26 protein-coding genes, 1 tRNA gene and 1 pseudogene are annotated in these 26,428 nt (G+C 71.7%); 11 read left to right on the top strand and 17 right to left on the bottom strand.

Going from position 1 to position 26,428, the window contains the following annotated elements; genetic code table 11:
- Positions 1 to 133 precede the first annotated feature (133 nt).
- Complete coding sequence (locus SACTE_RS18375) at positions 134 to 961, top strand: helix-turn-helix transcriptional regulator (protein ID WP_014047519.1); 828 nt, start codon at positions 134 to 136, stop codon at positions 959 to 961.
- Between the two features lie 33 nt (positions 962 to 994).
- Here the strand turns inward: SACTE_RS18375 and SACTE_RS18370 are convergent, their stop codons facing one another.
- On the bottom strand, positions 995 to 1,792 hold the full coding sequence (locus tag SACTE_RS18370) for an SAM-dependent methyltransferase (protein WP_037759165.1): 798 nt from the start codon (positions 1,790 to 1,792) through the stop codon (positions 995 to 997).
- A gap of 233 nt (positions 1,793 to 2,025) precedes the next feature.
- A complete protein-coding gene (locus SACTE_RS18365; RefSeq protein WP_014047517.1) occupies positions 2,026 to 2,259 on the bottom strand; it encodes a DUF397 domain-containing protein in 234 nt (77 codons plus the stop codon).
- Between the two features lie 547 nt (positions 2,260 to 2,806).
- On the opposite strand from SACTE_RS18365, the gene SACTE_RS18360 reads away from it, so the two are divergent.
- Both SACTE_RS18360 and SACTE_RS18355 read left to right on the top strand, forming a co-directional pair.
- Positions 2,807 to 3,055 carry a hypothetical protein gene (locus SACTE_RS18360; protein WP_014047516.1) on the top strand — a complete coding sequence of 83 codons (249 nt, stop codon included), beginning with the start codon at positions 2,807 to 2,809 and terminating at the stop codon, positions 3,053 to 3,055.
- Between the two features lie 119 nt (positions 3,056 to 3,174).
- On the top strand, positions 3,175 to 3,432 hold the full coding sequence (locus SACTE_RS18355) for a helix-turn-helix transcriptional regulator (protein WP_014047515.1): 258 nt from the start codon (positions 3,175 to 3,177) through the stop codon (positions 3,430 to 3,432).
- A gap of 55 nt (positions 3,433 to 3,487) precedes the next feature.
- On the opposite strand, the gene SACTE_RS18350 is transcribed toward SACTE_RS18355, so the two are convergent.
- Positions 3,488 to 4,540, bottom strand: a complete 1,053-nt coding sequence (locus tag SACTE_RS18350) for a zinc-binding dehydrogenase (RefSeq protein WP_014047514.1) — start codon at positions 4,538 to 4,540, stop codon at positions 3,488 to 3,490.
- A gap of 71 nt (positions 4,541 to 4,611) precedes the next feature.
- Here SACTE_RS18350 and SACTE_RS18345 point away from each other — a divergent pair, with 71 nt between their 5' ends.
- Together SACTE_RS18345 and SACTE_RS33340 are read left to right on the top strand one after the other, a co-directional pair.
- Positions 4,612 to 5,193, top strand: a complete 582-nt coding sequence (locus tag SACTE_RS18345) for a TetR/AcrR family transcriptional regulator (protein WP_014047513.1) — start codon at positions 4,612 to 4,614, stop codon at positions 5,191 to 5,193.
- Between the two features lie 3 nt (positions 5,194 to 5,196).
- Positions 5,197 to 5,562 (top strand): annotated as a pseudogene (locus SACTE_RS33340) (tyrosine-type recombinase/integrase); the annotation flags it as partial.
- A 16-nt stretch (positions 5,563 to 5,578) separates the two neighbouring features.
- Here SACTE_RS33340 and SACTE_RS18340 read toward each other — a convergent pair.
- Positions 5,579 to 5,652, bottom strand: a tRNA-Thr gene (locus SACTE_RS18340).
- 177 nt (positions 5,653 to 5,829) lie between these two features.
- Here SACTE_RS18340 and ugpC point away from each other — a divergent pair.
- From ugpC to SACTE_RS18325, 3 genes are all read left to right on the top strand, one after another.
- On the top strand, positions 5,830 to 6,966 hold the full coding sequence (gene ugpC / locus SACTE_RS18335; protein WP_026359157.1) for a sn-glycerol-3-phosphate ABC transporter ATP-binding protein UgpC: 1,137 nt from the start codon (positions 5,830 to 5,832) through the stop codon (positions 6,964 to 6,966).
- Positions 6,967 to 7,264: 298 nt separating this feature from the next.
- Positions 7,265 to 7,681, top strand: coding sequence for a hypothetical protein (locus tag SACTE_RS18330; RefSeq protein ID WP_026359158.1), 417 nt, complete (start codon positions 7,265 to 7,267; stop codon positions 7,679 to 7,681).
- A 48-nt stretch (positions 7,682 to 7,729) separates the two neighbouring features.
- Positions 7,730 to 8,455, top strand: coding sequence for a nucleotidyltransferase family protein (locus SACTE_RS18325; protein WP_014047510.1), 726 nt, complete (start codon positions 7,730 to 7,732; stop codon positions 8,453 to 8,455).
- A 196-nt stretch (positions 8,456 to 8,651) separates the two neighbouring features.
- Here the strand turns inward: SACTE_RS18325 and SACTE_RS18320 are convergent, their stop codons facing one another.
- From SACTE_RS18320 to SACTE_RS18275, 10 genes are all read right to left on the bottom strand, one after another.
- Complete coding sequence (locus SACTE_RS18320; RefSeq protein ID WP_014047509.1) at positions 8,652 to 10,271, bottom strand: DoxX family membrane protein; 1,620 nt, start codon at positions 10,269 to 10,271, stop codon at positions 8,652 to 8,654.
- 200 nt (positions 10,272 to 10,471) lie between these two features.
- Positions 10,472 to 11,428 carry a 23S rRNA (guanosine(2251)-2'-O)-methyltransferase RlmB gene (rlmB, locus tag SACTE_RS18315; protein WP_014047508.1) on the bottom strand — a complete coding sequence of 319 codons (957 nt, stop codon included), beginning with the start codon at positions 11,426 to 11,428 and terminating at the stop codon, positions 10,472 to 10,474.
- Between the two features lie 106 nt (positions 11,429 to 11,534).
- Entirely contained in the window at positions 11,535 to 12,932 is a 1,398-nt protein-coding gene (gene cysS / locus SACTE_RS18310; RefSeq protein ID WP_014047507.1) for a cysteine--tRNA ligase, read from the bottom strand.
- Between the two features lie 120 nt (positions 12,933 to 13,052).
- A complete protein-coding gene (locus SACTE_RS18305) occupies positions 13,053 to 14,297 on the bottom strand; it encodes an MFS transporter (RefSeq protein ID WP_086021288.1) in 1,245 nt (414 codons plus the stop codon).
- Positions 14,298 to 14,326: 29 nt separating this feature from the next.
- Positions 14,327 to 16,039 (bottom strand): ABC transporter permease subunit, encoded by a 1,713-nt coding sequence (locus SACTE_RS18300; RefSeq protein WP_014047505.1) that lies wholly within the window; start codon positions 16,037 to 16,039, stop codon positions 14,327 to 14,329.
- Positions 16,040 to 16,043: 4 nt separating this feature from the next.
- Positions 16,044 to 17,552, bottom strand: coding sequence for an ABC transporter substrate-binding protein (locus SACTE_RS18295; protein WP_014047504.1), 1,509 nt, complete (start codon positions 17,550 to 17,552; stop codon positions 16,044 to 16,046).
- Positions 17,553 to 17,618: 66 nt separating this feature from the next.
- Entirely contained in the window at positions 17,619 to 18,200 is a 582-nt protein-coding gene (locus SACTE_RS18290; protein ID WP_063822190.1) for a GNAT family N-acetyltransferase, read from the bottom strand.
- A gap of 147 nt (positions 18,201 to 18,347) precedes the next feature.
- Entirely contained in the window at positions 18,348 to 18,857 is a 510-nt protein-coding gene (gene ispF, locus SACTE_RS18285) for a 2-C-methyl-D-erythritol 2,4-cyclodiphosphate synthase (protein WP_014047502.1), read from the bottom strand.
- On the bottom strand, positions 18,847 to 19,611 hold the full coding sequence (gene ispD, locus SACTE_RS18280) for a 2-C-methyl-D-erythritol 4-phosphate cytidylyltransferase (protein WP_014047501.1): 765 nt from the start codon (positions 19,609 to 19,611) through the stop codon (positions 18,847 to 18,849). The genes ispF and ispD overlap by 11 nt, the downstream gene beginning before the upstream one ends.
- 335 nt (positions 19,612 to 19,946) lie before the next feature.
- The gene (locus tag SACTE_RS18275) at positions 19,947 to 20,429 is read right to left on the bottom strand and encodes a CarD family transcriptional regulator (RefSeq protein WP_003953493.1); all 483 of its coding nucleotides are present in this window, start codon (positions 20,427 to 20,429) and stop codon (positions 19,947 to 19,949) included.
- Positions 20,430 to 21,064: 635 nt separating this feature from the next.
- On the opposite strand from SACTE_RS18275, the gene SACTE_RS18270 reads away from it, so the two are divergent.
- A complete protein-coding gene (locus SACTE_RS18270) occupies positions 21,065 to 21,700 on the top strand; it encodes a hypothetical protein (RefSeq protein ID WP_014047500.1) in 636 nt (211 codons plus the stop codon).
- Between the two features lie 91 nt (positions 21,701 to 21,791).
- Here the strand turns inward: SACTE_RS18270 and SACTE_RS18265 are convergent, their stop codons facing one another.
- Positions 21,792 to 22,472 (bottom strand): response regulator transcription factor, encoded by a 681-nt coding sequence (locus SACTE_RS18265; protein WP_014047499.1) that lies wholly within the window; start codon positions 22,470 to 22,472, stop codon positions 21,792 to 21,794.
- Complete coding sequence (locus SACTE_RS18260) at positions 22,469 to 23,737, bottom strand: ATP-binding protein (protein WP_014047498.1); 1,269 nt, start codon at positions 23,735 to 23,737, stop codon at positions 22,469 to 22,471. The genes SACTE_RS18265 and SACTE_RS18260 overlap by 4 nt, the downstream gene beginning before the upstream one ends.
- A 213-nt stretch (positions 23,738 to 23,950) precedes the next feature.
- Between SACTE_RS18260 and phoU the strand changes: the two genes are divergently transcribed.
- On the top strand, positions 23,951 to 24,628 hold the full coding sequence (phoU, locus tag SACTE_RS18255; protein WP_014047497.1) for a phosphate signaling complex protein PhoU: 678 nt from the start codon (positions 23,951 to 23,953) through the stop codon (positions 24,626 to 24,628).
- A 187-nt stretch (positions 24,629 to 24,815) separates the two neighbouring features.
- On the top strand, positions 24,816 to 24,962 hold the full coding sequence (locus SACTE_RS34630) for a hypothetical protein (protein WP_014047496.1): 147 nt from the start codon (positions 24,816 to 24,818) through the stop codon (positions 24,960 to 24,962).
- 79 nt (positions 24,963 to 25,041) lie between these two features.
- On the opposite strand, the gene SACTE_RS18250 is transcribed toward SACTE_RS34630, so the two are convergent.
- Positions 25,042 to 26,316: an MFS transporter gene (locus SACTE_RS18250; protein ID WP_014047495.1), complete on the bottom strand. Its 1,275-nt coding sequence runs from the start codon at positions 26,314 to 26,316 to the stop codon at positions 25,042 to 25,044.
- Positions 26,317 to 26,428 lie beyond the last annotated feature (112 nt).

Below are 26,428 nucleotides of genomic sequence, written 5' to 3'. Positions count from 1 at the left end.
GCTGCACGATGGCTGTCGCGTACAACTCAGCTGCACGGCAGCGGTGTTCACCCGAGGAGATCAAGTGAGGGCCCAAGCGCAGGCTCGGCGGCAGGTTCGACAACTGCACAATGCCGTCCCCAAGGCGCAGCACATGGTGGTGGGACGCGAGTTGCGGCGGCTCCGTAAAGCCCAGGGCCTCTCCCAGAAGGACGCGGCCGATCTGCTGGGGGTCTCCAAGTACACCATCTGCCGCAACGAGACGGGCGAGACGCCCTGCAAGCCCGATGCCGTCCTCAAGGCACTCCAGGTCTACCGGGCGACACCCGAAGAGCGGGCGCACCTTCTCGAGGTCCTGGACAACGCCAACCGGCACCGCTGGTGGCAGGAGTCGGAGTGGCGGGGACTGGCCAAGCAGAAGCTGCTCACGCTGGTGACACTGGAGGAGGGAGCCCAGCTCATCCGGGTGTACGACCGGGACCGGGTGCCCGGGATGCTCCAGACGGCCGACTACGCACGCGCCGTGGTCCGGTTGGGGATGCCGGGAGCCACCGCCGAGGAGATCGACAAGCGGGTGCAGTTCCGGCTGGAGCGCCAGGCGCGCTTCAGGGAGTCGCAGTCGGCGCGCTATCTCTGCCTGCTGGACGAGGTGACGCTCATCCGCGGCTTCGGGTCCAGGGAGATCATGCGGGGACAGCTCGCCCACCTGGTCGAGCTGTCCCACGATCCGCGCTTCAGCCTGCACGTCGTCGAGCTGTCGCGATTGGACACACCGACCGGTATCGGACAGACCATGCTGTTCGACTTCGAGGAGCGGTTGCTTCCCACGGTCCTCTACGAGGAGCGCCACGAGAGCGGTCTCGTCTGCCAGGAGGCGGACGAGGTGGACCACCGCAGCAAGGGCTTCGACCGCCTCCTCAACGTCAGCCTGTCGAAGAAGCGGTCGCAGCAGCGGATCCGTGACCGGCTCGCGAGGACATGACGGTCCCGCCACGCGTCCCGTGGTGCGGAGGCATCACTTCTTCACTGCCACACCGGCGTAGAGGGACGCGTCGGCATCGGTCACCAAGCTCGGCCCGCTGGCCTGCTCAGGGCGCCAGCGGTGCGCGACGACCAGCCCGGGGCGCACCAGTTCGAGGCGTTCGAAGAAGCGCAGCACCTCGTCATGGCTCCGCACTTGCGCCGGGGTGCCTCTGCCCTTGTAGAGGTCCACGATGGCCTGCCAGGACTCCGGCGCGAAGTCACCGGTGCAGTGCGACAGGCTGAGATACGAGCCGGGCGGCAGCTCGTCGAGGAGCCGGTCCACGACCCCGTACGCGTCCTGGTCGTCGGGGACGAAGTGCAGCAGGGCGTGCAGGGTCAGCGCGACGGGCTCGTCGAACGAAAGGCATCCGTCTTCCCTGACGGCCTCGATGACCGCCTCGGGATCGGTGACGCTGGCTTCGACATAGCTGGTCTCACCCTCCCGGGAGCTGGTGAGGAGCGAGTCGGCGTACGCCAGGACGATCGGGTCGGTGTCGACGTACGCCACCCTGGATCGCGCGTCCACCGCTTGCACCACCTCGTGGAGGTTGGGTGCGGTGGGGATGCCGGTGCCGATGTCGAGGAACTGGCGAACACCTCGCTCCGCGGCGAGGAAGTGAACGGCTCGGTGCATGAAGGCACGGTTGACCCGGGCCGCCGTCAGGATCGCGGGGAACCGCTGGATGACCGCGTCGGCGGCCTCCCGGTCGACCGCGTAGTTGGTCTTCCCCCCCAGGTAGTAGTCGTACATGCGGGCGCTGTGCGGCCGGTCCTGACCTAAGTCGGTCAGCCCCGCACCTGGGAGCTCCGTCTTCTTCTCTACGCCGTCCACCAGGACATCCACCCATCTGTCACCGTGCCGTTGGCGTGCTTGTAGGCCGAACTCGCGTTGCTGCACGTGCAGTTGCACGGTCTACATGATGGGTGGTCAGCCCGGGGCAGTGCCAGGGCCGTCACTGCCCTTTGTTGTGATCTTGGCGGGTCAGGCCACCTCGACAGGCGCGAGGTGGCCGAATCACGCCCTCAGACCCGGCCCGCGGACAGCCGGCCCTCCGTCATCGCGGACACGAAGACCGCCGCCGCCCGACGGTCCACCGAGATCACGGGCCCCTGGGAGTCCTTGGAATCACGGAAGGCCACCGAGTGGCCCGCCTCTGCCAGCTCCACACAGTCGCCGTTGTGGTCGCTGTACGAACTCTTCCTCCAGACGAATCGTCCGTCCTCGTATCCGACTCGCACGGTGCTCGGCTGCGCCATCACGCCACCTCCGTGGTCTCCACTTCCCCCTTACAGGCGTGCAATTGCAAGCCTGCGATCGATAGGAGTATGACCGTTTGCCGCCACGGTCATGCCCCGGCGCGGGATTGATTCGAGATTCGATGGTGTGCGCCCGCGCGCAACTGCACGCGGCGGCCAACTTCTTTCCCTACCACCGCATCGGCGCGGAGCCGGGGCACAGCGACATCGGACGCGAACACGGGAATATGTGCCGGTCATATGTTCGCTGTGCTTCGCTACCCACTCCCAGCTGGGGAAACGCACGAATTCCCCGCCACTTCGAGCACCACGAAACACCGGGCGTCCTTACTGACTCCGGCGTAGCGGAAACGGCGGCATCACGCGCGCGCGTACGGCGGCGAGTCGGGGCGCGCGGGGGGCGCAATACAGGGCGAGGAGAAGGGAGTTGTGCGCACTACTGTCTGATGCGGCTGATCAGCTGATCAGCCGCAGGACCCCGGCTGCACAGTTTCGAGGCCGTCGCCACCAGGGCCCTGCGTTTACTCCGACCAAAGGAGAAACGTCCATGACGCCCTCTTCTGACCGCGTACGCGACAAGCGAAGCAAGCGCGCCCGCGGAAAAGAGGCTAGCAGTCACCTACGGGACACCGTGTGCTCGATCTGCCCGACCGACCAATGGCTCATGGTCACGCAGACATTGGGCGCAGTCCTGTCGTTGCAGGAGCCGCCCGCTTCACCGGTCGACCGCGTCACGGCGGTGCTCAGCCTGATGTCTCACGGCTACCAGCTCTACCGGACGCTGAAGAACGGCTGACGGAAGACCGGCGGTCACTCCCTCACGGAGCGACCGCCGGGTCCTCTCGGCGCGCGGCCCGTTGCCGCCGTCCTCACGCATGGAATCGACCACGCATCCTCGAATCAGGGCCTCCTCATATGGACCATGACGAAGGAACCCCGCCTCCCCGTTGGCACATCGGGCAGATCATGGAGCGCGTGCTACGGCTCGCACGGATACCGCCCGCCGAGGTCGCGGCCGGCCTGGGCATATCGCCCCGTGGGCTCGCACGCTTCCTCGACGGAACGGAGCTGCCCAGCCGTCTCCTGCTGGAACGGTTCGCCCGTACGTGCGGCGCCGACCCCACCGTCCTCCTGTTGGTGCGAGAGGACCAGCGGCGGCGTACGGGCGTCTGAGCGCCGGCCCGCACAGGTCCGTGACCAGGGGTTCGAGGCCGAGGCCCCCGACCGCTCACGGGTGCATGACGATCTTTCCCACGTGCCTCCTGCGGGCGAGTTCCTCCTGCGCCTGAGCGGCCTGGTCCAGGGGGAACGCCGCCGCGACGACGGGCTGGATCTCCGCCTTGCGGGCCAGCTCCATGAGGAGGCCGAAGTGCGTCGGCGTGTGCATCGCGGAGCCGATGACCTGCGCGTTGTGCAGGTAGAGACGGCGTACGTCGAAGGCCACGCCGTAGCCGCCGAGCGCACCGGCGATGACCCACCGGCCGCCTTCACGCAGCAGGGGCAGCCCGTCGCCCACCAGGTCCCCGGCGACGACGTCGAGTGCGACGTCGATGCCGTCCGGGGCGGCGGCGCGGGCCTGCTCGGCGATGTCCTCCGCCCGGTCGAGGACTTCGTGCGCGCCCGCCTCGCGCACCGCGTCGATCTTGGACCCGCTGCTGACGGCGAGCACCCTCGCGCCGCGCGCACGGGCGATCTGCACCAGCGCGAGACCGACACCGCCGGACGCCCCCGAGACCAGGACGGTCTCTCCCGCCCGCAGCCGGCCCCGCTCGATCATGCCCAGGGCCGTGCCGTAGGCGGTCGGCAGTGTGGCGAGCTGATCGTCCGTGAGGGGGGATCCCGTCACGTCGTGCGCCCGCTCCGCCGGCGCGGTCACGTACTCGGCATAGCCGCCGTCGCGTTCGCTCCCCATCAGGCCCACCGGGTTGGCGTCCGGGCCTTCGGTGTCGTAGATCGCCGGGTCGACGACCACGCGGCGCCCGACGAGGCTCTCGTCCACGTCGGCACCGACCGCCACGACGCGGCCCGCCACGTCGGCGCCCTGGATGCGCGGGAAGCCGATCGGCCCCCGCCAGCCCGACAGCGCCTCCGGGTCTCCGGGCCGACCGTAAGCCCCCTCTCGGGTCCACAGGTCGGTGTTGTTCAGCGCCACCGCGGCCACCCGCACCAGCACCTCTCCCGCCTGCGGCGCGGGCACGGCCACCTCCGCCAGTTCGAGGACCTCCGGCCCCCCGTGCTGCGCGATCCACACCGCGCGCATGGTCCCGGGCACATCCTTCATCGGCGCCTCCTCCTCGGTATACTGATCTGTGAACTCCTTCGACCGTACACCGATCAGTGAAGAGGTGCCCGATGCGGGAAGCGCAGCCCATGTCGCCGGCCGGCCGCCGCATCGTCGCGGCAGCGGAGGAGCTGTTCTACGACCGGGGCATCACGGCGGTCGGTGTGGACCTGATCGCCGAGCACTCCGGCGTGACCAAGCGGACCCTGTACAACCAGTTCGGTTCGAAGGACCGCCTCGTGGCGACCTACCTGGACGAACGCGACCAGCGCTGGCGGTCACTCGTCCTCGCCGCCGTCGACGCCTGCGACGGCCCCGTCGAGTCCGTCACCGCCCCCTTCGACGCCCTGCGCACCTGGAGCGAGAACAACACCCGTGGATGCGCGTTCATCAACGCGCTGGCCGAACTGGCGGACCCTTCGCATCCCGCGTACCGCATCGCGGCGAACCAGAAGCTCTGGCTGCTGAACCTGTTCGAGGAACTCGCCACCACGGCGGGCTGCGGGAACCCCGCCCTCCTCGCCACCCAGCTCCTCACGCTGCACGAAGGCGCCCTCGCCACACAGCCCCTGTCGCTCGACACCCTCTCAGCGGGCCTCGACCTGGCACGAGCCCTTGTCCGAGCCGACAGGCCGGACCCCCTCCGAGCCTGACTCGACGGGCGGTCCGTCGACCCGGAAACGGACCGGCAGGAGCTCGAGGACCTGCCGGAGGAAGCCGGCCTCGGCGATCGCCGCCTCCACGACGGAAGCCGTCACACGGCGGGCACGATCCTCAACGAACTCGGAGTGGACATGCCCACGATCATGGAGATCCTTCGGCACACCCAGATCACTCAGACAAGACGCTACGCGAAGGGCCGGTCCACGCTCGCGAAGGACGCCGTGCGGCGCATGGGAGACGCGTTCACGCCGGCCACGGAACCGGTGACTGAGACCAGAACCGCGACCCCGGACAGCACGCGTGCGGCGCCACCGGCGCGTCCGCCGAAACGAAGAAAGCCCAGGTCAGAGTGCATCTGACCTGGGCTTCCCGCTGAGCCCCCTGTCGGATTCGAACCGACGACCTACGCATTACAAGTGCGTTGCTCTGGCCAGCTGAGCTAAGGAGGCGTGCCGGAGCAGTGTAACCAACGTGACGGCCCGGCCCGCGCGGAATATTCGGGGCCCAGGACTACTGACAGAACGAAAACCGCCAGGTAGCGTCACCTCAGGTTCACTCCAGTGGACCACACCACTCCCTTACTCGGATCGTCCGGCACGTTCCTGCCGGTGGAGGAGAAGATCAGCATGGCCAGTGTCACGTTCGACAAGGCGTCCCGCGTCTACCCCGGCTCCACGAAGCCGGCCGTGGACCAGCTCGAGATCGACATCGAGGACGGCGAGTTCCTCGTCCTCGTCGGTCCCTCCGGTTGTGGCAAGTCGACCTCCCTGCGCATGCTCGCGGGTCTCGAGGACGTCAACGGCGGTGCGATCCGCATCGGTGACCGCGACGTCACGCACCTGCCCCCGAAGGACCGGGACATCGCCATGGTGTTCCAGAACTACGCGCTCTACCCGCACATGACCGTCGCGGACAACATGGGCTTCGCGCTCAAGATCGCCGGTGTGAACAAGACCGACATCCGGGCGAAGGTCGAAGAGGCCGCCAAGATGCTGGACCTCAGCGACTACCTGGACCGCAAGCCGAAGGCCCTCTCCGGTGGTCAGCGCCAGCGTGTGGCGATGGGCCGCGCCATCGTGCGTGAGCCGCAGGTCTTCCTCATGGACGAGCCGCTGTCGAACCTCGACGCCAAGCTCCGTGTCTCGACGCGTACGCAGATCGCCTCCCTGCAGCGCCGCCTCGGCATCACCACCGTCTACGTCACCCACGACCAGGTCGAGGCCCTCACCATGGGCGACCGGGTCGCGGTCCTCAAGGACGGTCTGCTCCAGCAGGTCGACTCGCCGCGCAACATGTACGACCGCCCGGCGAACCTCTTCGTGGCCGGCTTCATCGGATCCCCGGCGATGAACCTCGTCGAGGTGCCGATCACCGACGGCGGCGTGAAGTTCGGCAACAGCGTCGTCCCGGTCTCCCGTGCCGCGCTCTCCGCCGCCGCCGACCGCGGCGACCGTACCGTCACGGTCGGCATCCGCCCCGAGCACTTCGACATCGTCGAGCACGGTGGCGCCGCCGCCCAGAGCCTCACCAAGGACTCGGCCGCCGCGCCCGCCGGTCTCGCCGTCTCCGTCAACGTCGTCGAGGAGCTCGGCGCCGACGGCTTCGTCTACGGTGCCGCGCAGGTCGGTGGCGAGCACCAGGACCTGGTCGTCCGCGTCGGCGGCCGTGCCGTCCCGGAGAAGGGCACCGAGCTGCACGTCGTGCCGCGCCCGGAGGAGCTGCACGTCTTCGCGACGTCGACCGGCGAGCGCCTCACCGACTGACACCGCACGGCCGCACCACTCAGCCGCATCGCACGGCCCCCGCACTCGGCTCGCCCGGGTCGCGGGGGCCGTTCGCGTGCCCGGGGCAGCCCCGGGCCTCCGTCCCGCGGCCCGGCGGCGAGCCCGTTCGCGTGGCCGGAACGCTTTCGGGTTTCGTCTTCCCAGGGCCCCGAATCCCCGGCATACCGCGCCATTCGACCGCCGACGTCAACCCGGAATTCGAAAAGGCACGTCGAACCATCCCCCGCAAGAGTGACGGAATGTCGCCATGTCATCACCGGGCGCTACGCTCACCTGCGTGACCCACACCGCGCGCCGCATCGGCCGTTCCCTCGCTCTCGTACTGCCCGTCGTCATGGTCCTGTCCGGGACCCTCGCGGTCACCCGCGTGTCGTGGTCGGCGCAGGGCAGTGAGTCCCAGCTGCTGACCGCGGCATCCGAGACCACCCTGTCCAAGCAGGCCAAGGCACCCGCCCCGCAGGACGTCCTGCGCGACAAGCTCCTCCTGGAGCTGCGCGAGAAGGACCCGGGCGTCGCGCTCACCGAGCTCCAGCGCACCGTCGAGGCGCGCCCGTCGCTCGCCAGGCACTGCATGTCGATCGCGAAGGCGCTGGGCAAGGCCGCCGTCGAGCAGTACGGGCCGACCCGGGCGCACCGCTTCTCCCGCCCGGTCTGCGACACCTCGTTCGCCTCGGGCGTCGCCCAGTTCAGCTGAGCGACGACCCGGCCGGGTGGTCCCCGGGCACGGCATATCGTGCCTGGCATGCATACGTATCCGACGCAGGCCGTGATCCTGGCAGGTGGCCAGGGCTCCCGGCTGCGCCCGTACACCGACGACCGCCCCAAGCCGATGGTCGAGATCCCGGGCACCGGGACCCCGATCATCGGCCATCAGTTGTCCTGGCTGGCCGCCGAGGGCGTCACCGACGCCGTGGTCTCGTGCGGCCACCTCGCCGACGTCCTGCAGGAGTGGCTGGCGTCGGCCGCGCTTCCGTTGCGCGTCATCACCGTCGTCGAGACCGAGCCCCTGGGCCGGGGCGGCGGTCTCAAGCATGCCGCGGCCCGGCTGCCCGACCCGTCGCAGCCCTGGTACGCGACCAACGGTGACATCTGGACGCGGTTCTCCCTGCGGGAGATGGCCGCCTTCCACGCCGAGCGGGACGCCACCGCGACGCTCGCGCTCGCCCGCCCGCGGATCCCATGGGGCGCCGTGGAGACGGACGCGTTCGGGCACATCACGGACTTCATCGAGTCGCCGCCCTCGCCCTACCTCATCAACGCCGGGGTGTACGTCTTCGCGCCCGCCTTCAGGTCGCTGCTGCCGGACCGGGGCGACCACGAGCGGACCACGTTCCCCGGGCTGGCCCGTGAACGCCGGCTGGCCGGCTATCCGCTGCCGCACGGGGCGTACTGGCGGGCCATCGACACCGCGAAGGACCTCACGGAGGCGGCCAAGGAGTTGGGCGCCTCCCACCCCCAGGGCGCCTGAAGCGCCTTCAGGAGTTCCTGGAAGCGACACAGTCAACCCGCGTGCACAGGCAGACCGCGGACCGCGTGCGCAGGCAGCCGCGTGGACACGGGAGCGGACCGCGTGCACACGCGAGGGCGGCCACCGGATGGATTCCGGTGGCCGCCCTCATGCGGTGCGGCGCGTACAGGCCGGTGCGGCCCGTACAGGCCGGGGATCAGCCGAGCAGGCCGCCGATGGGGTTCTGGCCGGCGCCGCCCGTGGAGCCCTCCTCCGGGTCGCCCCCGTCGTCGGAACCGCCGCCGCTGCCACCGGAGCTGGTGCCGCCCGAGGAGGTCGGGCCCGCGCTGCCGGCCGGGGGCTCCTGCGGGGTGGTCTCCTGCGGCGGCTCCTGACCGGTGCCCTGGGTCTGGCTGGGCTGCCCGGTGCTCGCCCCGGCGGTCCGGCCGGACTCCGGTGCGGAGCCGGTCCCCGGTGTGGAGGCGTCGGCGGACGGGGTCGTGGGAGCCGTGGAAGGCGTGACCTCGGGGCGCCGCTGCTCCGGCGACCGGGAGGGCTTCTCGCGCTTCCCGGTGGTCTCGTCGGGCAGCGGCGAGCCGGGCAGTTGGTTGGTCGGGTTGCCGTTGGGGCCGGGCACGGTGACGACCTCGGTGGAGCGGACCGCCCCGCCGAGCATCGAGCCGACCAGCAGGGTCAGCCCGACGACGACCGTGGCGACCGCCGCACCGCGGCGCAGCACCCGGCGGCGGAGGTCCCAGATCGCCGACCGCGGGCCGAGCGTGCGCCAGGCCTCACCGGCGAGGCGCCCGTCCAGGGAGTAGACCGGGGCCCCGGCGATGACCAGAGGGCTCCAGGCCGCCAGGAAGATGATGTCGGAGGCGTCGTAGGCGGCGCCGCTGCGCCAGCTGACCGCGACGAGGAGCGCGGCGGCGAGCAGCAGCCCGAAGGCGGCCGCGATCCGCTGCCAGAGGCCGAGGACGGTCAGGACGCCGACGACGACTTGGAGGAAGGCGACGGAGAGTCCGGTGCCCACGGGGTGCGTCAACGCGAAGTCACGGACGGGTTCGGCGACGGACCAGGGGTGCAGGGACGTCAGCCACCTCACCATGGAGCCTCGGTCGCCGTCGTCGAAGTAGACGGGGTCGCAGAGCTTGCCCATGCCGGCGTAGATCGAGATGAAGCCGATGAGGACGCGCAGCGGGAGCAGGACGACACCGAGGTTCATCCGGCGCCCGGGGTAGTACGCGTGCCGGACGGTGTCGCCGGTCTGGCGGCGGTCCCCGACGGTGACCTCGTCCTCGGGGTCCTCGTCGTACGGCGGCTCGCCGGAGCCGGAGACGGCCGGCTCGACGCTGTCGTAGGCGCCGACGGCCCGCCGCATCGGTGGCAGCAGCGGCCCGGTACGGCCGCCGCCCGGTTGATGGGGCGCGACGAGTACGGGGTTGGGCTGGGTCTCCTCCAGGAGCGGGATGACCTGGGTCGCGCCGACCTGGGAGTCGCCGTGATCCGCGCCGAAACCGTCGGCGGGCGCGGTGTCCAGGCGCCCCGCGGTGGAGTTCCGTACGGCTTGGAGGAGTCCGGTCGCCCCGGGGTCGCCCGGCGCGGACCTGCCGCTCCAGACGACCGGGGCCCGCCTGCGGCCGGGCGCCCCGCTCATGGCGGGGATCCGGACCGGTCCGGCGGGGGCCACGGGGCGCAGACGTGTGCGCTGGCCCGGGGCGAGCTGCACCCGGAAGCTGGCGTGGTTGACGATGACCTGGGCGGGGTCACTGTCCACCTTCGTCATGCTCAGGGCGGGTTGGTCGTCGAACCGAGGCGTTCTGGTGTCCACACTCATCTAACCGAGTGACGTGTCGTTAGGACACTGCTTGACACGTCGGAAGTGTCCGAGACCCGTCAACAGCCCGTGACGGGCTGCCGCTTCGTCCCACCTCGCCCGTGTATCGCCCCTGGTCCGGCCCCGAGAGGGCGCGCGGACGGCGCGCACACGGATCGGCCCGGGAGCCGCACGCCCCCGGGCCGACCGTGTGTGCGCACTCAGGCGCGGCGGCGCGCCACCTCGTACAGGACGATGCCGGCGGCGACCCCGGCGTTCAGGGACTCGGCGCCACCCGGCATGGAGATCCGGACGCGGTAGTCGCAGGTCTCGCCGACGAGGCGGCCGAGGCCCTTGCCCTCGCTTCCGATGACGATGACGACCGGGCCCGAGAGCTGCTCCAGGTCCTCGACCGTGTGCTCGCCGTCGGCGGCGAGGCCGACGACGGTGAGGCCCGCCTTCTGGTAGCCCTCCAGGGCCCGGGTCAGGTTGGTGACCCGGGAGACCGGCGTGCGGGCGGCGGTGCCGGCCGAGGACTTCCACGCCCCGGCCGTCATCCCGGCGGCACGGCGCTCGGGGACGACGACGCCGTGACCGCCGAAGGCGGAGACGGAGCGGACGATCGCGCCGAGGTTGCGCGGGTCGGTGACACCGTCGAGGGCGACGATGAGCGGCTCCTCGTCGTTGTCGTACGCGGCGGCGGTGAGGTCCTCGGGGTGCGCGTACTCGTACGGCGGGACCTGGAGGACGAGGCCCTGGTGGTTCAGGCCCTTGGTCATCCGGTCCAGCTCGGGGCGCGGGGCCTCCATCAGGTTGATGTTGCCGCGCTCGCCGGCGAGCTGGAGGCACTCACGGACCCGCTCGTCGTTGTCGATGTACTGCTGGACGTAGAGGGTGGTCGCGGGGACCCCGTCGCGCAGGGCCTCGTAGACCGGGTTGCGGCCGACGACCATCTCCGAGGTGCCCTTGGCACCACCGCGGCGGGGCGCGGGGCGGCGGGCGGCGGCCTGCCGGGCCTGGGCGTTCGCCACCCGGTTCTTCTTGTGTCCCTTGCGGGCGGAGGCGGGCGGCGTCGGTCCCTTGCCTTCGAGACCACGGCGTCGCTGACCACCGCTGCCGACCTGCATGCCCTTCTTGTTGGACGTGCGGCGGTTCCTGCGCTGGCTGTTCCCGGCCATGACCTACCTGTTTCGTTGCTTCAGAAAAACGTCGTCGAGTGAAAGTGTGCCGCCCGGACGGCCGGGCGGCACATGTGCGCTGTTCACGCAGGGTGCGGCGGGTGCCTCAGCGCGGGCCGAGGGTCCACCGGGGTCCGCCGGAGCTGTCCTCGATGACGAGGCCCGCCTGGCTCAGCCGGTCCCGGATGGCGTCGGCCGCGGGCCAGTCCTTGCGGTCGCGTGCCGCCTGGCGCTGGTCCAGGACGAGGCGTACGAGGGTGTCCACGACACCGTGCAGGTCCTCGCCCTCGGTCTCGCTCACCCAGTGTGCGTCGAGCGGGTCGAGGCCCAGGACACCGAGCATGGCACGGACCTCGGCGAGACGGGCGACGGCCGCTTCCTTGTCGTCGGCCGCGAGGGCGGAATTGCCCTGCCTGACCGTGGTGTGGACGACGGCCAGCGCCTGCGGGACGCCCAGGTCGTCGTCCATGGCCTCGGCGAACGCCGGCGGCACCTCGGCAGCGGGGGCGACCTCGCCCCCGGCCATCTCGGTGACCCGCTGGACGAAGCCCTCGATCCGCGCGAACGCGGACTCGGCCTCGCGCAGCGCCTCCTCGCTGTACTCGATCATGGACCGGTAGTGCGGGGTGCCGAGGTAGTAGCGCAGCACGATGGGACGCCAGCGCTTGACCATCTCGCTGACGAGGACGGAGTTGCCGAGGGACTTCGACATCTTCTCGCCGGACATGGTGACCCAGCCGTTGTGCACCCAGTACTTCGCGAACTCGTCGCCGAAGGCCTTGGCCTGGGCGATCTCGTTCTCGTGGTGCGGGAAGATCAGGTCGATGCCGCCGCCGTGGATGTCGAAGGCGCTGCCCAGGTACTTGTGGGCCATCGCCGAGCACTCCAGGTGCCAGCCGGGCCGGCCGCGGCCCCAGGGCGTCTCCCAGCTGGGCTCCCCGGGCTTGGCGGCCTTCCACATCGCGAAGTCGCGGGGATCGCGCTTGCCGGTCTCGCCCTCGCCGGAGGGCTGGCGCAGGTCGTCCAGGTCCTGGTTGGAGAGCTCCAGGTATCCCTCGTACGAGCGCACGTCGAAGTAGACGTTGCCGTCCGCCTCGTAGGCGTGGCCGCGCTCGATGAGGCCGCGCATCATCTCGACCATCTCGGTGATGTGGCCGGTGGCGCGCGGTTCGTAGGTGGGCGGGAGGCAGCCGAGGGCGTCGTAGCCGTCGTTGAAGGCGCGCTCGTTCTCGTAGCCGATGGACCACCACGGGCGGTTCTGCTCCGCCGACTTCTTGATGATCTTGTCGTCGATGTCGGTGACATTCCGGATGAACGTCACGTCGTAGCCGCGGTAGGCGAACCAGCGGCGCATGATGTCGAAGTTCAGCCCGGACCGGATGTGCCCGATGTGCGGGGCTGCCTGGACGGTCGCGCCACAGAGGTAGATCGAGACACAGCCCGCTGTGAGCGGGACGAAGTCACGGATCTGCCGGGCGTTGGTGTCGTACAGGCGAATAGTCACCCCTCAAGGGTAGTGGGCCCGCACCAGTGCCCAGAGCCCCCTGGGGAAAATCCTCGTGGCGCCGCTCACGTGCCGCGGTCCGCCTCCGCCCCGGCCCGGGCCGGAAGCCGGGACCAAGGGTCAGATTCCGGCCTCCGGGCGCACCGGCGTACGCCCGGGCAGGGCGAGTGCGAGACCGGAGCCGGCCAGCGGCACCGCGGCGAGCACCGTCCACAGGACGGGCCCCGGGGCGTCCAGGAGCGTCCCGGAGGCGGCGCTGCCCAGCAGGACGGCCAGTCCGGAGACCGAGGACAGGGCGCCGGTGGCCAGGCCCAGGCGGTGGTCCTCGACGAGGTCCGGTACGAGCCCCCGCGCGGCCGGGACCAGCAGCATCTGCCCGAGGGTGAGCAGCACGACGAGCGTGGCCCCGGGGAGCAGGCCGGCGGGCCCGTCCGGGACCAGGGGGACGGCCGCGAAGCCCGCCGCGACGACGGCCAGTCCCGCCACGAGCGCGGTCCTGGGGGCGATCCGGTGGGCGGACCAGCGGGTGAGGGGCAGCTGGGCGGCGACGACGAGCAGGGAGGAGAGCGCGAAGAGGACGCCCAGCGCGTTCTGCGACCCGGTGGCGCGCTCCACCTCGGCGGGCAGCGCCAGATAGAGCTGGTTGTAGGAGACGAGGTAGGTGCTGTAGGCGAGGCAGAGCAGCAGGAAGGGCCGGTTGGCGAAGACCTCGCGGGAGAACACCGCGCGCCCGCCGGGCTCGCGGACGGTGCGCGGCCGGTGCGGCATCAGCCGGGCGTGTCCGGCCAGTACGCCGACGAACACGACGGCTCCGGCCAGGCAGGCGGCTCGGAAACCGCCTCCCAGGAGGAGGAGCAGGGTGCCGAGCAGCGGACCGAGGAACGCACCGGCCTGTCCGGCGGCGGAGAACACGGCGAGCACCCGGGCGCGCGGTGCCCCAGTGGCGCGCTCGTGGGCGACGGCGGCCCGGGCGGTCTCGGACTCGACGGCGGGCGAGAACAGGGCGGCGGCGAAGCCGATGAGCAGGACGGCGCCGATGACGGTGGCGGTGGAGCCGGCCTGGGCGAGCCAGCAGAACCCGGCGATGCGCAGCACGCACCCGGCCAGGACGACCGGGCGGGGGCCGTAGCGGTCGGTGAGGGCGCCGCCGACGACGAAGAGTCCCTGCTGGCTGAAGGTCCGCAGCCCGAGGACGAGCCCGACGAGCCAGCCCGCCATGCCGAGCCCGTCGCCGAGGTGGGCGGCGAGGTAGGGCAGGACGGCGTAGAAGCCGATGTTGAAGGCGAACTGCGTGCCGGTGAGCAGCCGGATGTACGCCGTGAGGCCCGGCGCGTCTCCCCGGGGCCCGGTGCGCCAGGCCGTCATGCCCGCCTCCTGGCGCGTACGGCCGGCCGTCATGCCCGCCTCCTGGCGCGTACGGCCGCCGAGACGAGCACCGCGAGCGCGCCGAGGGCGGCCAGGGCGGCGGCGGGGGCGAGGACGGCCCAGGGGGCCCGCTCGGCGTACGGCATGTTCTCGGAGAGCATGCGGCCCCACTCGGGTGCCGGGGGCTGGGTGCCGAGGCCGAGGAAGCCGAGCGAGGCGAGCGCCAGGGCGATCGCGGGGATCCGCAGGACGGCGTGGCGGACCACCGGCGGGACGACGCCCGGCAGCAGGTGGCGGCGGAGCAGATGGCTCCGCCCGGCGCCGAGGGCGCGGGACGCGGCGATGTGCGGGGCGGCCTTCTCCTGGGCGTACAGCGCGGCGGTGTGTGCGGCGAGCGGGGCCCAGGCGACGGCGGCGACGGCCAGCGCCGCGCCCAGGGGGCCGGGGCCGAGGACACCGGCGACGACGAGGCCGGCCAGGACGGCGGGCAGGGCGTTGGCCGTCTCGGTGAGCGCTCCGCCTCCGAGGGCCCCGACGACCAGGCCGAGGAGCAGGGTGACGGCACTGACGGCGACCGCGGTGAGGACGGTACGGGCGGCGCCGTGGCCCAGCCGGGCGAGGATGTCGCGGCCCAGCGAGTCGGTGCCCAGGGGGTGGGCCGGCGACGGGGAGGCGAGGCGGGCGGCGGCGTCGACGTACAGGGGGTCCCGCAGCAGGCCCGCGACGGCGACGGCGACCAGGAGCGCGGCCAGGACCACGGCGGCGACGGTGACCACGCGGCGTACGGGCAACGGCGGGGCGGCGAGCGCGGGCAGCGCCCCGGCCGTACGAGCGGGGCCGAGCAGGACCCGGGAACCGAGCCGGGCCGCCAGCCCCGCGGCGAGCCCCAGCAGGAGCAGCAGCAGGACGCACGCCTGGAGGACGGGCAGGTCATGGGCGAGGGCGGCGGCCAGCGCGGTGGAGCCGAGCCCCGGGACGGCGTACAGCGTCTCGACGGCGACCGCGCCACCGGTGAGCCCGACGACGACCAGGCCGAGCTGCGGCAGCAGGGCGGGGGCGGTCCGGCGCAGGGCGTGGGCCGCGATGCGGCGCGGCGGCATGCCGCTCGCGGTGGCGGCGCGGGCCCAGGGTTCGGCGAAGGCGCCGGGCAGGGCGTCGTCGAGCAGCCGCCCGAGCAGGGCTCCGGCCGGCACCCCCATCGCCAGGGCGGGCAGGACCGCCTGGTCGGCCCTCCCCCAGCCCAGGGCGGGGAACCAGCCCAGCTGTACGGCGACGAGGGTGGCCAGGACGGCGGCGAGGAGGAACTCCGGCAGCGCGGCGAGGACGGCGGCGCCGACCCCGGCCCGGGTGGTGGCGAGCCTGCGGCGGGCGCCCCGCCCCAGGGTCGGCGCGGCGAGGACGAACGCGAGGATCAGGGCGACGGCGAGCGAGCAGCCCATCAGGGAGAGGGAGACGCCGAGCGCGGACGTCACGTCGGGGGCGACGGGTTGCCCGGAGACCCAGGACTCCCCCAGGTCGCCCCGGAACAGCCCGCCCGCCCAGGCGCCCAGCACGTGCGGCGGCCCGCCGTCGAGCCCGGTCTCGGCGCGGATCGCGTCGAGGACGGCGGGCGTCGGCGGCCGGTCCGCGTAACGGGCGTGCAGGATCGTCAGGGCCGGGTCGGTGCGGGTCAGCCACGGCAGCAGGCCGATGACCGCGACGACGGCGGCGAGGACGACCAGCCGCCGCCCCAGGTACCGCATCCGGTCAGCCGACGTGCGTGTCGGCGGTGATCAGGGTGCGCTCCATCGGGTCGAGCGCGACGCCTTCGACCCGGTCGCCGTCGTAGCCCTGGACGAACCGTTCGTGCACGAGCGGTACGAGGGCGTCGGCGCCGAGCACGGCCGCCTCGGCGGTCATCTCGGCCCGGTGGCGCTCCTCGGTCCCGGCCAGGGAGGTCGCCTCGGCGATGGCGGCGTCGACGCGCGGGTCGCAGAGCTGGGAGATGTTGAAGCTGCCGTCGCAGGTGAAGTCGGAGGCGAGGTAGGAGACCGGGTCGGCGGTGTCCAGGAGGGTGTTGCGGGCCTGGATGAACGCGTCGTACTTCCCGGCGAGCGCGTCGGCCTCCAGCTGCGCGTAGTCGCGGACGACCTGCTTGACGGTGAAGCCGCGCTTCGTCAGCTGCTGCTGGACGATCGTGGCGACCTCGGGGAGTTCGGGCCGGTTGGTGTAGGTGGCGAGGACGATCTGCTTCGTCCTGGCCACCTCGCCCCGGCCGGCCGCCTTCGCCCGGTCCGTGGGCGCGGTGCGCTCCTCGGCGGCCCAGGGGACACCGGGGCCGAGGAGGCCCTGGGAGGTGTCGGCGCGGCCTTCGTAGACGCCGTCGACGAGGGCCTTGGAGTCGATGGCCTCACGGGCGGCGGCCCGCATGGCGGGGTCGGCGAAGACCCCGTACCGGGTGTTCAGCGAGAGGCCGTTGGTGCGGGCGGAGGGGAACTCATGGACGAACCCGTCGCCCAGCAGCGACGCCTGGGCGATCGGCACGTACTCGGCGACGTCCACGGCGTTCGTCCGCAGGGCGTTGGCGCGGGCGGTGCCGTCGGCGACGAAGGTGACGTCGACGCCCGGGGCCTTCGCCTCGTCGCCCCAGTAGTCCGCGTTGCGCTCCAGGGTGGCGGCGACCGCGCCCTTGACGTCGGTCAGGGTGAACGGGCCGGTGGCGTGCCCGGCGGGGTTCACCTTGCCGCCCTTGTAGGCACCGGCGGACAGGACGGTGAGCGAGGGGTTGGCGAGCCGCTGCGGCAGAAGCGGGTCCGGGTCCTCGGTGACGATCCGTACGGTGCCGGCGCCCTGGGCCGTCGCCGTCAGCCGGGTGTCCGACAGCACCCGGGGCAGCGGGGACGCCTTGCCGGCGGCGGTCAGGGAGCGGACCACGGCGTCGGCGTCGACCTTCGCGCCGTCCTGGAAGACGGCGTCGCGGAGCGTGAACGTCCAGGTGGTGGCGTTGTCCCGCTTCCAGGACGTGGCGAGGGCGGGCTGCGGCGCGCCGTTCCCGTCCAGGGTGGTGAGGCCCTCGACGACAGCGAGACGGCTCAGGGTCACCGCGTCGTCGCCGTACGGGGACATGGCCTGGGCGGGCGGGAAGGCCATGACGACCCGCAGCCGCCCGCCGTCGCCGGACCCCTCGTCGCCGCCGGAGGAGCAGGCGGCGAGGGGGAGCAGGAGGGCGGCGGCGATCACCGGCAGAGGTGAACGGCGGCTTCGGAGCGTAGACATGACGGAGACCCTATGTAAAAACGATTGTCATCTGAAAGTGGGGCCCGGCGAACCGGCCGACCGGGATCACGCGCCCGCCGGAGCGGGCAGCGGGAGTTCGAAGTGGATGATTCCCTGCCCGCCACCCGGCAGCGTCCGCTCGTCGCACACCTCGTGCGCCATCGACCGCCAGAACGGCTCGGCGCCCGGTACGGCCGGGTCGGTGTGCAGGTAGAGGGAGGTGTATCCGCCCGCGTTCGCGGCGAACGCGCCGAGCTCCCGCACGAGCAGCCGGGCCAGACCGTGCCTGCGGTGCTCCGGGCGTACGTAGATCCGGCACAGCTGGGCCGTGGAGCCGGACGGGAAGCGGTCGGCGATCCACCGGGGGTTGGGCGGCGCCTGGGGGCCGCGGTCGCGGACGGCGCCGGTCGCGACGACCTCGTCGCCGTACCGCACGACCAGCAGCGTGCAGCGCTCCGGCCGCAGATAGGCGTCCTCGAGGTCGATGATGTCCGCGTGCCAGCGCGGCACGTAGCCGGAGCGCAGGTCGTGGTAGACGGTGTCGAGCATCACGGCCCGCGCGCCGCCGACGTCCTCGGCTGTGGCCGTACGCAGGACGTACCCCTGCCGCACGGTCGCGGCGGGCGCCACGCCCCGCGCCCCGGTCATCGTCGCCCCGGCCGTCGCACCCACCACTGACGCTCACCCTCGCTCTCGGCCACCGCAGGGCTCTCACCTGCGCATCACTTGCCCTCTCAGCGTACGTGCAAGTGATGCGCAACAAGGTGACGGGTGGGGCGGGACGGGCGCCCGGGATCAGCCGGTGCGGTACACGAGAGCGGTCGCGATGCCCGCGATGCCCTCACCCCGGCCGGTGAAGCCGAGACCGTCGGAGGTGGCGGCGGAGAGCGAGACGGGGGCACCGACGGCCTCCGACAGCACCTTCTGGGCCTCTTCGCGCCGCTTGCCGATCTTCGGGCGGGTCCCGACGACTTGAACGGCGACGTTGCCGATGCCGAAGCCCTCGGCGCGCACGATCCGGGCCGCCTCGGTGAGCAGGGTCACCCCGGAGGCCCCGGACCACTCGGGGCGGCCGGTGCCGAAGTGCTGTCCCAGGTCACCGAGTCCGGCGGCCGAGAACAGGGCGTTGCACGCGGCGTGCGCGACCACGTCGGCGTCCGAGTGGCCGGCCAGACCGGGACCCTCGCCCTCCCAGAGCAGCCCGGCGCACCAGAGCTCGCGGCCCTCCTCGAAGGCGTGGATGTCGGTCCCGATGCCGACCTGCGGGATCACGGGCGCGGCCTGCCGTTCCGTCTCAGAAGCCATCGTTCGCCCTCCTGCGCGCGAGAACGGCCTCGGCCAGGACCAGGTCCAGCGGCCGGGTCACCTTGAACGCCTCCGCGTGGCCGGGCACGACCACGACGGGCGAGCCGAGCCGTTCCACCATCCCGGCGTCGTCCGTCGCCCCCTCGCCGTCGACGGCCACCTCGGCATGGGCCCGCACCAGCGTGTCGCGGTCGAAGCCCTGCGGTGTCTGCACGGCACGCAGTCGCGAGCGCACCGGGGTGGAGAGGACCGGCTCGGGGTCGCCCGGCGGCCCGGGTTCGACCTCCTTGACGGTGTCCGCGAGAGGCAGCGCGGGGACGACCGCGGGCGCCCCCGCCCGCACGGCCTCGATGACCGCGTCCACCGTGTCGACGGGGACCAGCGGCCGGGCGGCGTCGTGGACGAGGACGACGGAGACGTCCTCCGGCAGCGCGTCGAGGCCGAGCCCCACGGACTCCTGGCGTGTCGCACCGCCCGGCACGACGAGGTAGTCGGTGTGGTCGGGCAGGACGTGGGCGTCGACGAGGTTCTTCACCTCCGGCGCGCCGTCGGGCGGGGCGACCACGACGACGAGGCCGACGGCACGTGACGCGGCCATGGCCCGTACGGCGTGGATCAGCATGGGGGTACCGCCGAGCGCCCGCAGCGCCTTGGGCGCCCCGGGGCCGAGACGCACTCCGCGGCCCGCCGCGGGGATCACCGCGGCGGTGCGGGAAGAGCGTGGCCGGTCTGGCGTCGGTGACATCGATGACATCGGGTTGCACTCCGAAGCGTCGGCAGGTTTGTCCGCCCGACCGACGTGGGTATGGCCTGGGCGTGCCCCCCGGCCGTAGGTTGGGGGAGAGCCGGGCTCGACGCCTCGGCCTGACCGGGACCCTTTCCGTGACCCCTGGTCGGGTTCGTCGCGGCGGGGACCCGGTCGGGATCGGCCGAGGGGACGGCCGGACGGCACCAGGGGCGGTTTCACAGGATCCGGTGGATTCTCAGGACTTCGGGAACCGAACGTGCCGCAGCGCCCGGCGACTCACCGTTCAGGACGGTCGTCGGCGGGCACCGCGGCACATTCATCAGGGCCGGTGTGACACCGGTTCAGGACGCGAGAACCTCGTCGAGCAGAGCCTCGGCCTTGTCCTCGTTGGTGTTCTCCGCGAGTGCGAGCTCGCTCACCAGGATCTGGCGGGCCTTGGCGAGCATGCGCTTCTCACCTGCGGAGAGTCCGCGCTCGCGCTCGCGGCGCCACAGGTCGCGCACCACTTCCGCGACCTTGATGACATCGCCGGAGGCGAGCTTCTCGAGATTTGCCTTGTAGCGTCGGGACCAGTTCGTCGGCTCTTCGGCGTACGGCGCGCGCAGCACCTCGAAGACCCGGTCCAGTCCGTCCTGCCCGACCACGTCGCGCACGCCTACGAACTCCGCATTGTCCGCCGGCACGCGAACGGTCAAGTCGCCCTGGGCGACCTTGAGCACCAAGTAGGTCTTGTCCACGCCTTTGATCTGGCGAGTTTCGATAGCCTCGATCAGCGCGGCCCCGTGATGGGGATAGACCACGGTGTCGCCAACCTTGAACGTCATGTGACAGGTACCCCTTCCGTGGCTATCCAGAGTAACACGAGAATCGCTTCTCCTGAATGGCGTTTTCGCAGGTCAGGGCATATCTCGGGGCTTGACAACAACAACACGGACGTGCTGCGCAGGACCTCACGGAGGCGATATTCGCAGGTCGGAGCGGCCGTGCGGCTCCGCCGAAACGAGTGCGTCACACGGACCGGAAGACACTCAGAAGGGGCTGAACGTCCCGTTTTGCCGGGTTCCGGATGGTGAACTTTCCGTACTCCGTTCGGAGATCGATCACCCGTACGGACCTTAGTGTCCGTGGCCATTGAATTTGATCAACGACCGGCCGCCGGGCCGATTATGCGCAAGGAATGCGCCACCACCTGAAAATCGATCAGTCACTGATCACGCTCCGATCACGCACGTTATGTGAACACCGCGTGAATCGGCGCGTTCTCGGAGCCCGCAGGACCGGACGGCGCCGGGCCCGCCGCGAGAGATCGCGCAGAGGGGCGGGTCGGGTGCGGGCCCGGCACGACGGCTCGGTAACCTGAGCCCGCTGACACACACTTAGGGCGGCTTTGGCCGCTCGGCCTTCCTGTCCGCAGAGTCCGAAGCCCGCAGTCCGAAACGTTCAAGGAGTTGCCGCCGCCGTGAGCCGCAGCCTTCGACACGGCGCCTTCGCCGCCACTGCCCTCGTGTTCTCGATCGCTTCGCTGTCCGCGTGCGGCGCGGGCAACGACGCACAGACCCTCAAGGTCAGGCCGGACAACGCGGCGACCGCCGTCGACAACCTGAAGATCCAGAACGTCAACGTCATCACGCAGCCCGACCCCGAGGCCGAGGGCCCGGCCGTCGTCGCCGCCACGCTGTTCAACGACGGCACGAAGAAGGAGACGCTGGAGTCCGTCACGCTCCCGGGCACCAGCGCCACGGTGAAGCTGTCGCCCGCCAAGGGTGACGGCCCGGTCGTGGTCCCGGCCGGCGGCCGGCTCGTCCTGGGTGGCAAGGGCAACGCGTCCGCCGTGATCGAGAACGGCCGCGACGCCGGTGCGGACGGCGACGTCCGGACCGTCGCCTTCTCCTTCAGTGAGACCGGCGAGGTCTCGCTGGGCGCCGCCGTCGTCCCGGCGACCCACTTCTTCAAGGGCTTCGGCCCGAGCGCCCTCCCCTCGGCGAAGCCGACACCCTCCCCGTCGAAGAGCGCCTCCGGGACGCCGTCCGGCGAGGCGTCGGAGTCCGGGGCCGAGTCGGGCACGCCGTCCGACGACGCGGCCACCACCGAGTGACCACAGGCGAAGGGGCGCCCTCCGGCCGGAGGGCGCCCCTTCGCACGGACGGCCGCCACGCCCCCGGACAGGGGCGGGCGGCCGGGCCGTCTCACGGCTCGAACTTGTAGCCCAGCCCCCGCACGGTGACCAGGTACCTCGGCGCTCCCGGGTCGGGCTCGATCTTGGCGCGCAGGCGCTTGACGTGGACGTCGAGGGTCTTGGTGTCGCCCACGTAGTCGGCGCCCCACACCCGGTCGATCAGCTGCATACGCGTCAGGACGCGGCCCGCGTTGCGCAGCAGCATCTCCAGCAGGTCGAACTCCTTCAACGGCAGGTCGACCTTGCCGCCCGAGACCGTGACGACGTGCCGGTCCACGTCCATCCGCACCGGACCGGCCTCCAGGGCCGCCGGGGTGACCTCCTCCGGCTCGCCGCGGCGGCGCAGGACCGCCCGGATCCGGGCCACCAGCTCCCGCGAGGAGAAGGGCTTGGTCACATAGTCGTCGGCTCCTATTTCCAGGCCGACCACCTTGTCGATCTCACTGTCCTTCGCGGTGACCATGATCACCGGGACGTTCGACCGGACGCGCAGCTGCCGGCAGACCTCCGTACCGGGCAGGCCGGGCAGCATCAGGTCGAGCAGGACGAGGTCGGCGCCGTTGCGCTCGAACTCGTCGAGGCCGTCGGGGCCGGTGGCCGCGATGGCCACCTCGAACCCTTCCTTGCGAAGCATGTAGGACAGGGCGTCGCTGAAGGATTCCTCATCCTCGACGACAAGCACTCGGGTCACGGAAGAGCCTCCGGGGCAGGGAATGATGCGAAGGTGTCGGTCTCGTACGGCCCGTCGTCGTCGACGGAGCGGCCGTTGACGATGCGGGGTCCGCGGGTGCGGCCCCGTGCGACGCCCGACTCGGGCAGCCGCAGGGTGAAGGTGGAGCCCTGGCCCTCCGAGCTCCACACGGTGACCTCCCCGCCGTGCGAGGCGGCCACATGCTTGACGATGGCGAGGCCGAGACCGGTGCCACCGGTGGCCCGGGAGCGGGCCGGGTCGACGCGGTAGAACCGCTCGAAGACGCGCTCGCGGTCCTTCTCGGGGATGCCGAAGCCCTGGTCGGTCACGGCTATCTCGACGAGGTCCCCGCCGGACGCGGCCATCCGGTGCACCGCGATACCGACCCGCGTACGGGCCGGACTGTAGTTGACGGCGTTCTCCACGAGGTTGCCGAGGGCTGCCGCGAGCTGGCCGCGGTTGCCCCAGACGAAGAGGTCCGACGTACCGCCCGAGGCCATGGTGATCTGCTTGGAGCCCGCCTGCTGGCGGCACCGGTCGACGGCTTCGGCGACCAACTCGTCCACCCGTACCGGCTCGGCGTCCTCCAAGGGGTCGTCGTTCTGCACCCGGGAGAGGTCGATGAGCTCCTGCACGAGGTTGGTGAGCCGGGTCGCCTCGATCTGCATGCGTCCGGCGAACCGCTCCACGGCCTCCGGGTCGTCCGAGGCGTCCATGACGGCCTCCGACAGCAGTGACAGCGCGCCGACCGGGGTCTTGAGCTCATGGCTGACGTTGGCGACGAAGTCGCGGCGCACCGCCTCGATACGGCGGGCCTCCGTGAGGTCCTCGACCAGCAGCAGCACCAGCCGGGAGCCCAGCGGGGCGACGCGGGCGGAGACGGCCAGCGCCTCGCCGCGTCCGGTGCCGCGCCGGGGAAGGTCCAGCTCCACCTGCCGTATCTCGCCGTCCCGGCGGGTGTCCCTGGCCATGTGCAGCATCGGCTCGACGGCCAGGCGCCCGCCCCTGACCAGGCCCAGCGCGTACGCGGCGGAGCTGGCCTTGACCACGCTGTCGCTCTCGTCGAGCACCACGGCGGAGGAGCTGAGCACGGAGAGGACCGTGTCCACCCCCGGGGGCAGCGGCGCGCCGCGGTCGGGGCGCAGGGACGTACGGGTGGGGCGCTTCTGCTCGCGCTCGCTCCAGCGGAACGCCAGCATCGCGATCACGCCGGTGCACAACCCGGCAATCGCGGCAGCTGCGGCGACCGCCGCGTTCACGTCCATGCTTCAAGGTTATGCGGGTGCGCCGACACTCTCCCAGCCATCCGGGTGCCCTCTCGAACACTCGTCGCCCAGAGTTCACCGAGGGGATGGTGCCGGTTCACTTAGGGGGCCGGATCCCGACGCGTTCGGCCCGCACCGTGGAAGCGTGGGGCCGGCCCCAAGGCGCCGCACCCCACGTGCCGGTCGGTCCAAGGATCTGGAGAGGGACTTCCAATGCGCGACGCTTACCACGAGGAACTCGATTCGATCGGCGAGGACCTCGTCGAGATGGCCCGGCTCGTCGGCTCGGCGATCGGGCGGGCCACGACGTCCATGCTGGACGCCGATCTCAAGCTCGCCGAGAGCGTGATCGCCGCGGACCAGAAGGTCGACGACCTCCAGCACGACCTGGAGGCGCGGGCCATCGCCCTGCTGGCCCGCCAGCAGCCGGTCGCCACCGACCTGCGGATCGTGGTCACCTCGCTGCGGATGAGCGCGGACCTGGAACGCTCCGGCGACCTCGCCCAGCACGTCGCCAAGCTGGCACGGCTGCGCTTCCCGCAGTCGCCGGTGCCGCACGACCTGCACGCCACCATCCTGGAGATGGGCCAGCTCGCCCAGCGGCTGATGGCGAAGGCCGCCGAGGTCATCATCACCAAGGACGTCGACCTGGCGCTCCAGCTGGAGCAGGACGACGACGAGATGGACCTGCTGCACCGCACGCTGTTCCAGCACCTGATGGACGACCGCTGGAAGCACGGCATCGAGACGGCCGTCGACGTGACCCTGCTCGGCCGCTACTACGAGCGCTTCGCCGACCACGCGGTGTCGGTCGCGAAGCGGGTCGTCTACCTCGTGACGGGCGAGCACGCCGACGAGATCCAGACGCCGGCCCCGGTCGAGGGGGCGTAGGGGCGCGCGCCCGCCCAGGGGTCGCACGTCCGTCCAAGCACGCGTGCGCCGTTGATGCGCCCGCCGGGCAGGGCATCCAATGGGTGGTCGGGTACGGCGGGCGGGCCTTGCCCGGTGCGCCGCCCGGCCGTGCGGCCTGTGCCGTACGCCGTCGAGTCGTACCCCTGAGGACCCTTGAGGAGGGACCATGGCCGATTCGTCCATGACCGAACCCCAGCAGGAGATCCCGACCGAAGTGGTGCGTCTGCCCTTGCTCGGCGCCTGCGGCTGCGGCTCGGGCTGCGGGTGCGGCTGCCAGTCCGGCTCCCCGTGCCAGTGCGGCGGCAGCTGCTGACTGACACGCACGGCGGTGCCCCGCGACGGACGACGCGTCCGTCGCGGGGCACCGCCGTGCCGGTAGAGGCCGTCCGGCCTCAGGCCGCCGGTTCGGCGACCGCCGGGGTGGCCGGGACCGCCGGTGCCGGGAGCTGCGACCGCTCGGGCTCCGGCAGCTTGCGCATCAGCAGCCAGTAGCCGAGCGCGGCCACCGTGCCGAGCACAGCGCAGGTCCCCCAGAGCCAGTCGGCGCCGTAGCGGTCGATGACCACACCCGACATCAGCGGCGCGACGAGGGCCGCCGCCGACCAGGACATCGTGTACATGCCCTGGTAGCGGCCCCGGCCGTGCGCCGGGGAGAGCTGGACGACGATGCCCGTCTGGGTCGGCGCGTTGACGATCTCGGCCAGCGTCCAGACGCACACCGTCAGCGCGTACACCCCGACGGACCCGGCGAACGCGGTCAGCCCGAACCCGTACCCGGCGAGCACCGACGAGATGATCAGCAGCCTGCGCGGGTCGCGGTGCCGGATGAAGCGCGTCACCGGGATCTGCAGGACGACGATCAGCACCCCGTTCACGGCGATGGCCGTGCCGAAGTCGGAGCTGGACAGCCCGTCCGCCCCCATGGCCACCGGCAGACCGACGTACCCCTGCTGGAAGATCAGCGCGACGAGGAACGACAGCCCCACGACCCCCATGAAGCGCCCGTCGCGCAGGACGGTGCTCAGCCTCACGTCGTCGGGGGTGCGGGCCCCGGCGGGCGCCCGCACCGGGTCGGGCCGGGACTCCGGCACCTTCAGGAAGACGAGGACGGCGCAGCCCAGCGTCATGGCCGCCTCCCCCAGGAACCCGGCCAGATAGCTGTACTCGGCGATGAAGCCGGCCCCCGCCGAGGAGACGGCGAAACCCAGGTTGATCGCCCAGTAGTTGAGCGAGAAGGCCCGCACCCTGTCCTCGGGCCGGACGATGTCGGCCATCATCGCCTGCACGGCCGGCCGGGACGCGTTGGACGCCATACCGACCACGAAGGCCACGCCCGCGATGGCAATCGGATGGACCATGAACCCGAGCACCGCCACGGACACGGCGGTGGACAGCTGGGCGATCAGCATCGTGGGCCGCCGCCCCAGCCGGTCCGTCATCACCCCGGCCCCCAGCGAGGAGACGACCCCGCCGAGCCCGTGGAGCGCGGCGACCAGCCCGGCGTACGAGGCGGAGTAGCCCCGGTCCATCGTCAGGTACAGCGCCATGAAGGTGGCGACGAACGCCCCGAGACGATTGACGAGGGTGCTGGTCCACAGCCACCAGAACTCCCTGGGCAGTCCCGCGACCGTCTCGTGTGCCGCCTTCCTGAGACCGGCGACGGACATAGCGCTTCCCCCTGAGGACGTACCGCACGGATAGAGCTGGGGTAAGAGGCCCGCCAGCCGTCCGAACGTTACGGAGGGGGGTTCTCGGGCCGCCACTCGATTGACGCCGGAC

Source organism: Streptomyces sp. SirexAA-E, assembly GCF_000177195.2.
Classification (GTDB): Bacteria; Actinomycetota; Actinomycetes; order Streptomycetales; family Streptomycetaceae; genus Streptomyces; species Streptomyces flavovirens.
This window is presented reverse-complemented; position numbering and strand designations above follow the sequence as displayed.

Bases quoted from the DNA above. Each gene is read 5' to 3' on its own strand.
- SACTE_RS18360 (WP_014047516.1), top strand. From the start codon at position 2,807: ATGACGCCCTCTTCTGACCGCGTACGCGACAAGCGAAGCAAGCGCGCC.
- SACTE_RS18375 (WP_014047519.1), top strand. From the start codon at position 134: ATGGTGGTGGGACGCGAGTTGCGGCGGCTCCGTAAAGCCCAGGGCCTC.
- SACTE_RS34630 (WP_014047496.1), top strand. From the start codon at position 24,816: ATGGCCGATTCGTCCATGACCGAACCCCAGCAGGAGATCCCGACCGAA.
- SACTE_RS18365 (WP_014047517.1), bottom strand. From the start codon at position 2,259: ATGGCGCAGCCGAGCACCGTGCGAGTCGGATACGAGGACGGACGATTC.
- SACTE_RS18290 (WP_063822190.1), bottom strand. From the start codon at position 18,200: ATGACCGGGGCGCGGGGCGTGGCGCCCGCCGCGACCGTGCGGCAGGGG.
- SACTE_RS18300 (WP_014047505.1), bottom strand. From the start codon at position 16,039: ATGCGGTACCTGGGGCGGCGGCTGGTCGTCCTCGCCGCCGTCGTCGCG.
- SACTE_RS18305 (WP_086021288.1), bottom strand. From the start codon at position 14,297: ATGACGGCCTGGCGCACCGGGCCCCGGGGAGACGCGCCGGGCCTCACG.
- SACTE_RS18295 (WP_014047504.1), bottom strand. From the start codon at position 17,552: ATGTCTACGCTCCGAAGCCGCCGTTCACCTCTGCCGGTGATCGCCGCC.
- SACTE_RS18275 (WP_003953493.1), bottom strand. From the start codon at position 20,429: ATGACGTTCAAGGTTGGCGACACCGTGGTCTATCCCCATCACGGGGCC.
- SACTE_RS18345 (WP_014047513.1), top strand. From the start codon at position 4,612: ATGCGGGAAGCGCAGCCCATGTCGCCGGCCGGCCGCCGCATCGTCGCG.
- SACTE_RS18260 (WP_014047498.1), bottom strand. From the start codon at position 23,737: ATGGACGTGAACGCGGCGGTCGCCGCAGCTGCCGCGATTGCCGGGTTG.
- phoU (WP_014047497.1), top strand. From the start codon at position 23,951: ATGCGCGACGCTTACCACGAGGAACTCGATTCGATCGGCGAGGACCTC.
- ispF (WP_014047502.1), bottom strand. From the start codon at position 18,857: ATGGCTTCTGAGACGGAACGGCAGGCCGCGCCCGTGATCCCGCAGGTC.
- SACTE_RS18350 (WP_014047514.1), bottom strand. From the start codon at position 4,540: ATGAAGGATGTGCCCGGGACCATGCGCGCGGTGTGGATCGCGCAGCAC.
- ispD (WP_014047501.1), bottom strand. From the start codon at position 19,611: ATGTCATCGATGTCACCGACGCCAGACCGGCCACGCTCTTCCCGCACC.
- SACTE_RS18250 (WP_014047495.1), bottom strand. From the start codon at position 26,316: ATGTCCGTCGCCGGTCTCAGGAAGGCGGCACACGAGACGGTCGCGGGA.
- SACTE_RS18355 (WP_014047515.1), top strand. From the start codon at position 3,175: ATGGACCATGACGAAGGAACCCCGCCTCCCCGTTGGCACATCGGGCAG.
- rlmB (WP_014047508.1), bottom strand. From the start codon at position 11,428: ATGGCCGGGAACAGCCAGCGCAGGAACCGCCGCACGTCCAACAAGAAG.
- ugpC (WP_026359157.1), top strand. From the start codon at position 5,830: ATGGCCAGTGTCACGTTCGACAAGGCGTCCCGCGTCTACCCCGGCTCC.
- SACTE_RS18325 (WP_014047510.1), top strand. From the start codon at position 7,730: ATGCATACGTATCCGACGCAGGCCGTGATCCTGGCAGGTGGCCAGGGC.
- SACTE_RS18320 (WP_014047509.1), bottom strand. From the start codon at position 10,271: ATGAGTGTGGACACCAGAACGCCTCGGTTCGACGACCAACCCGCCCTG.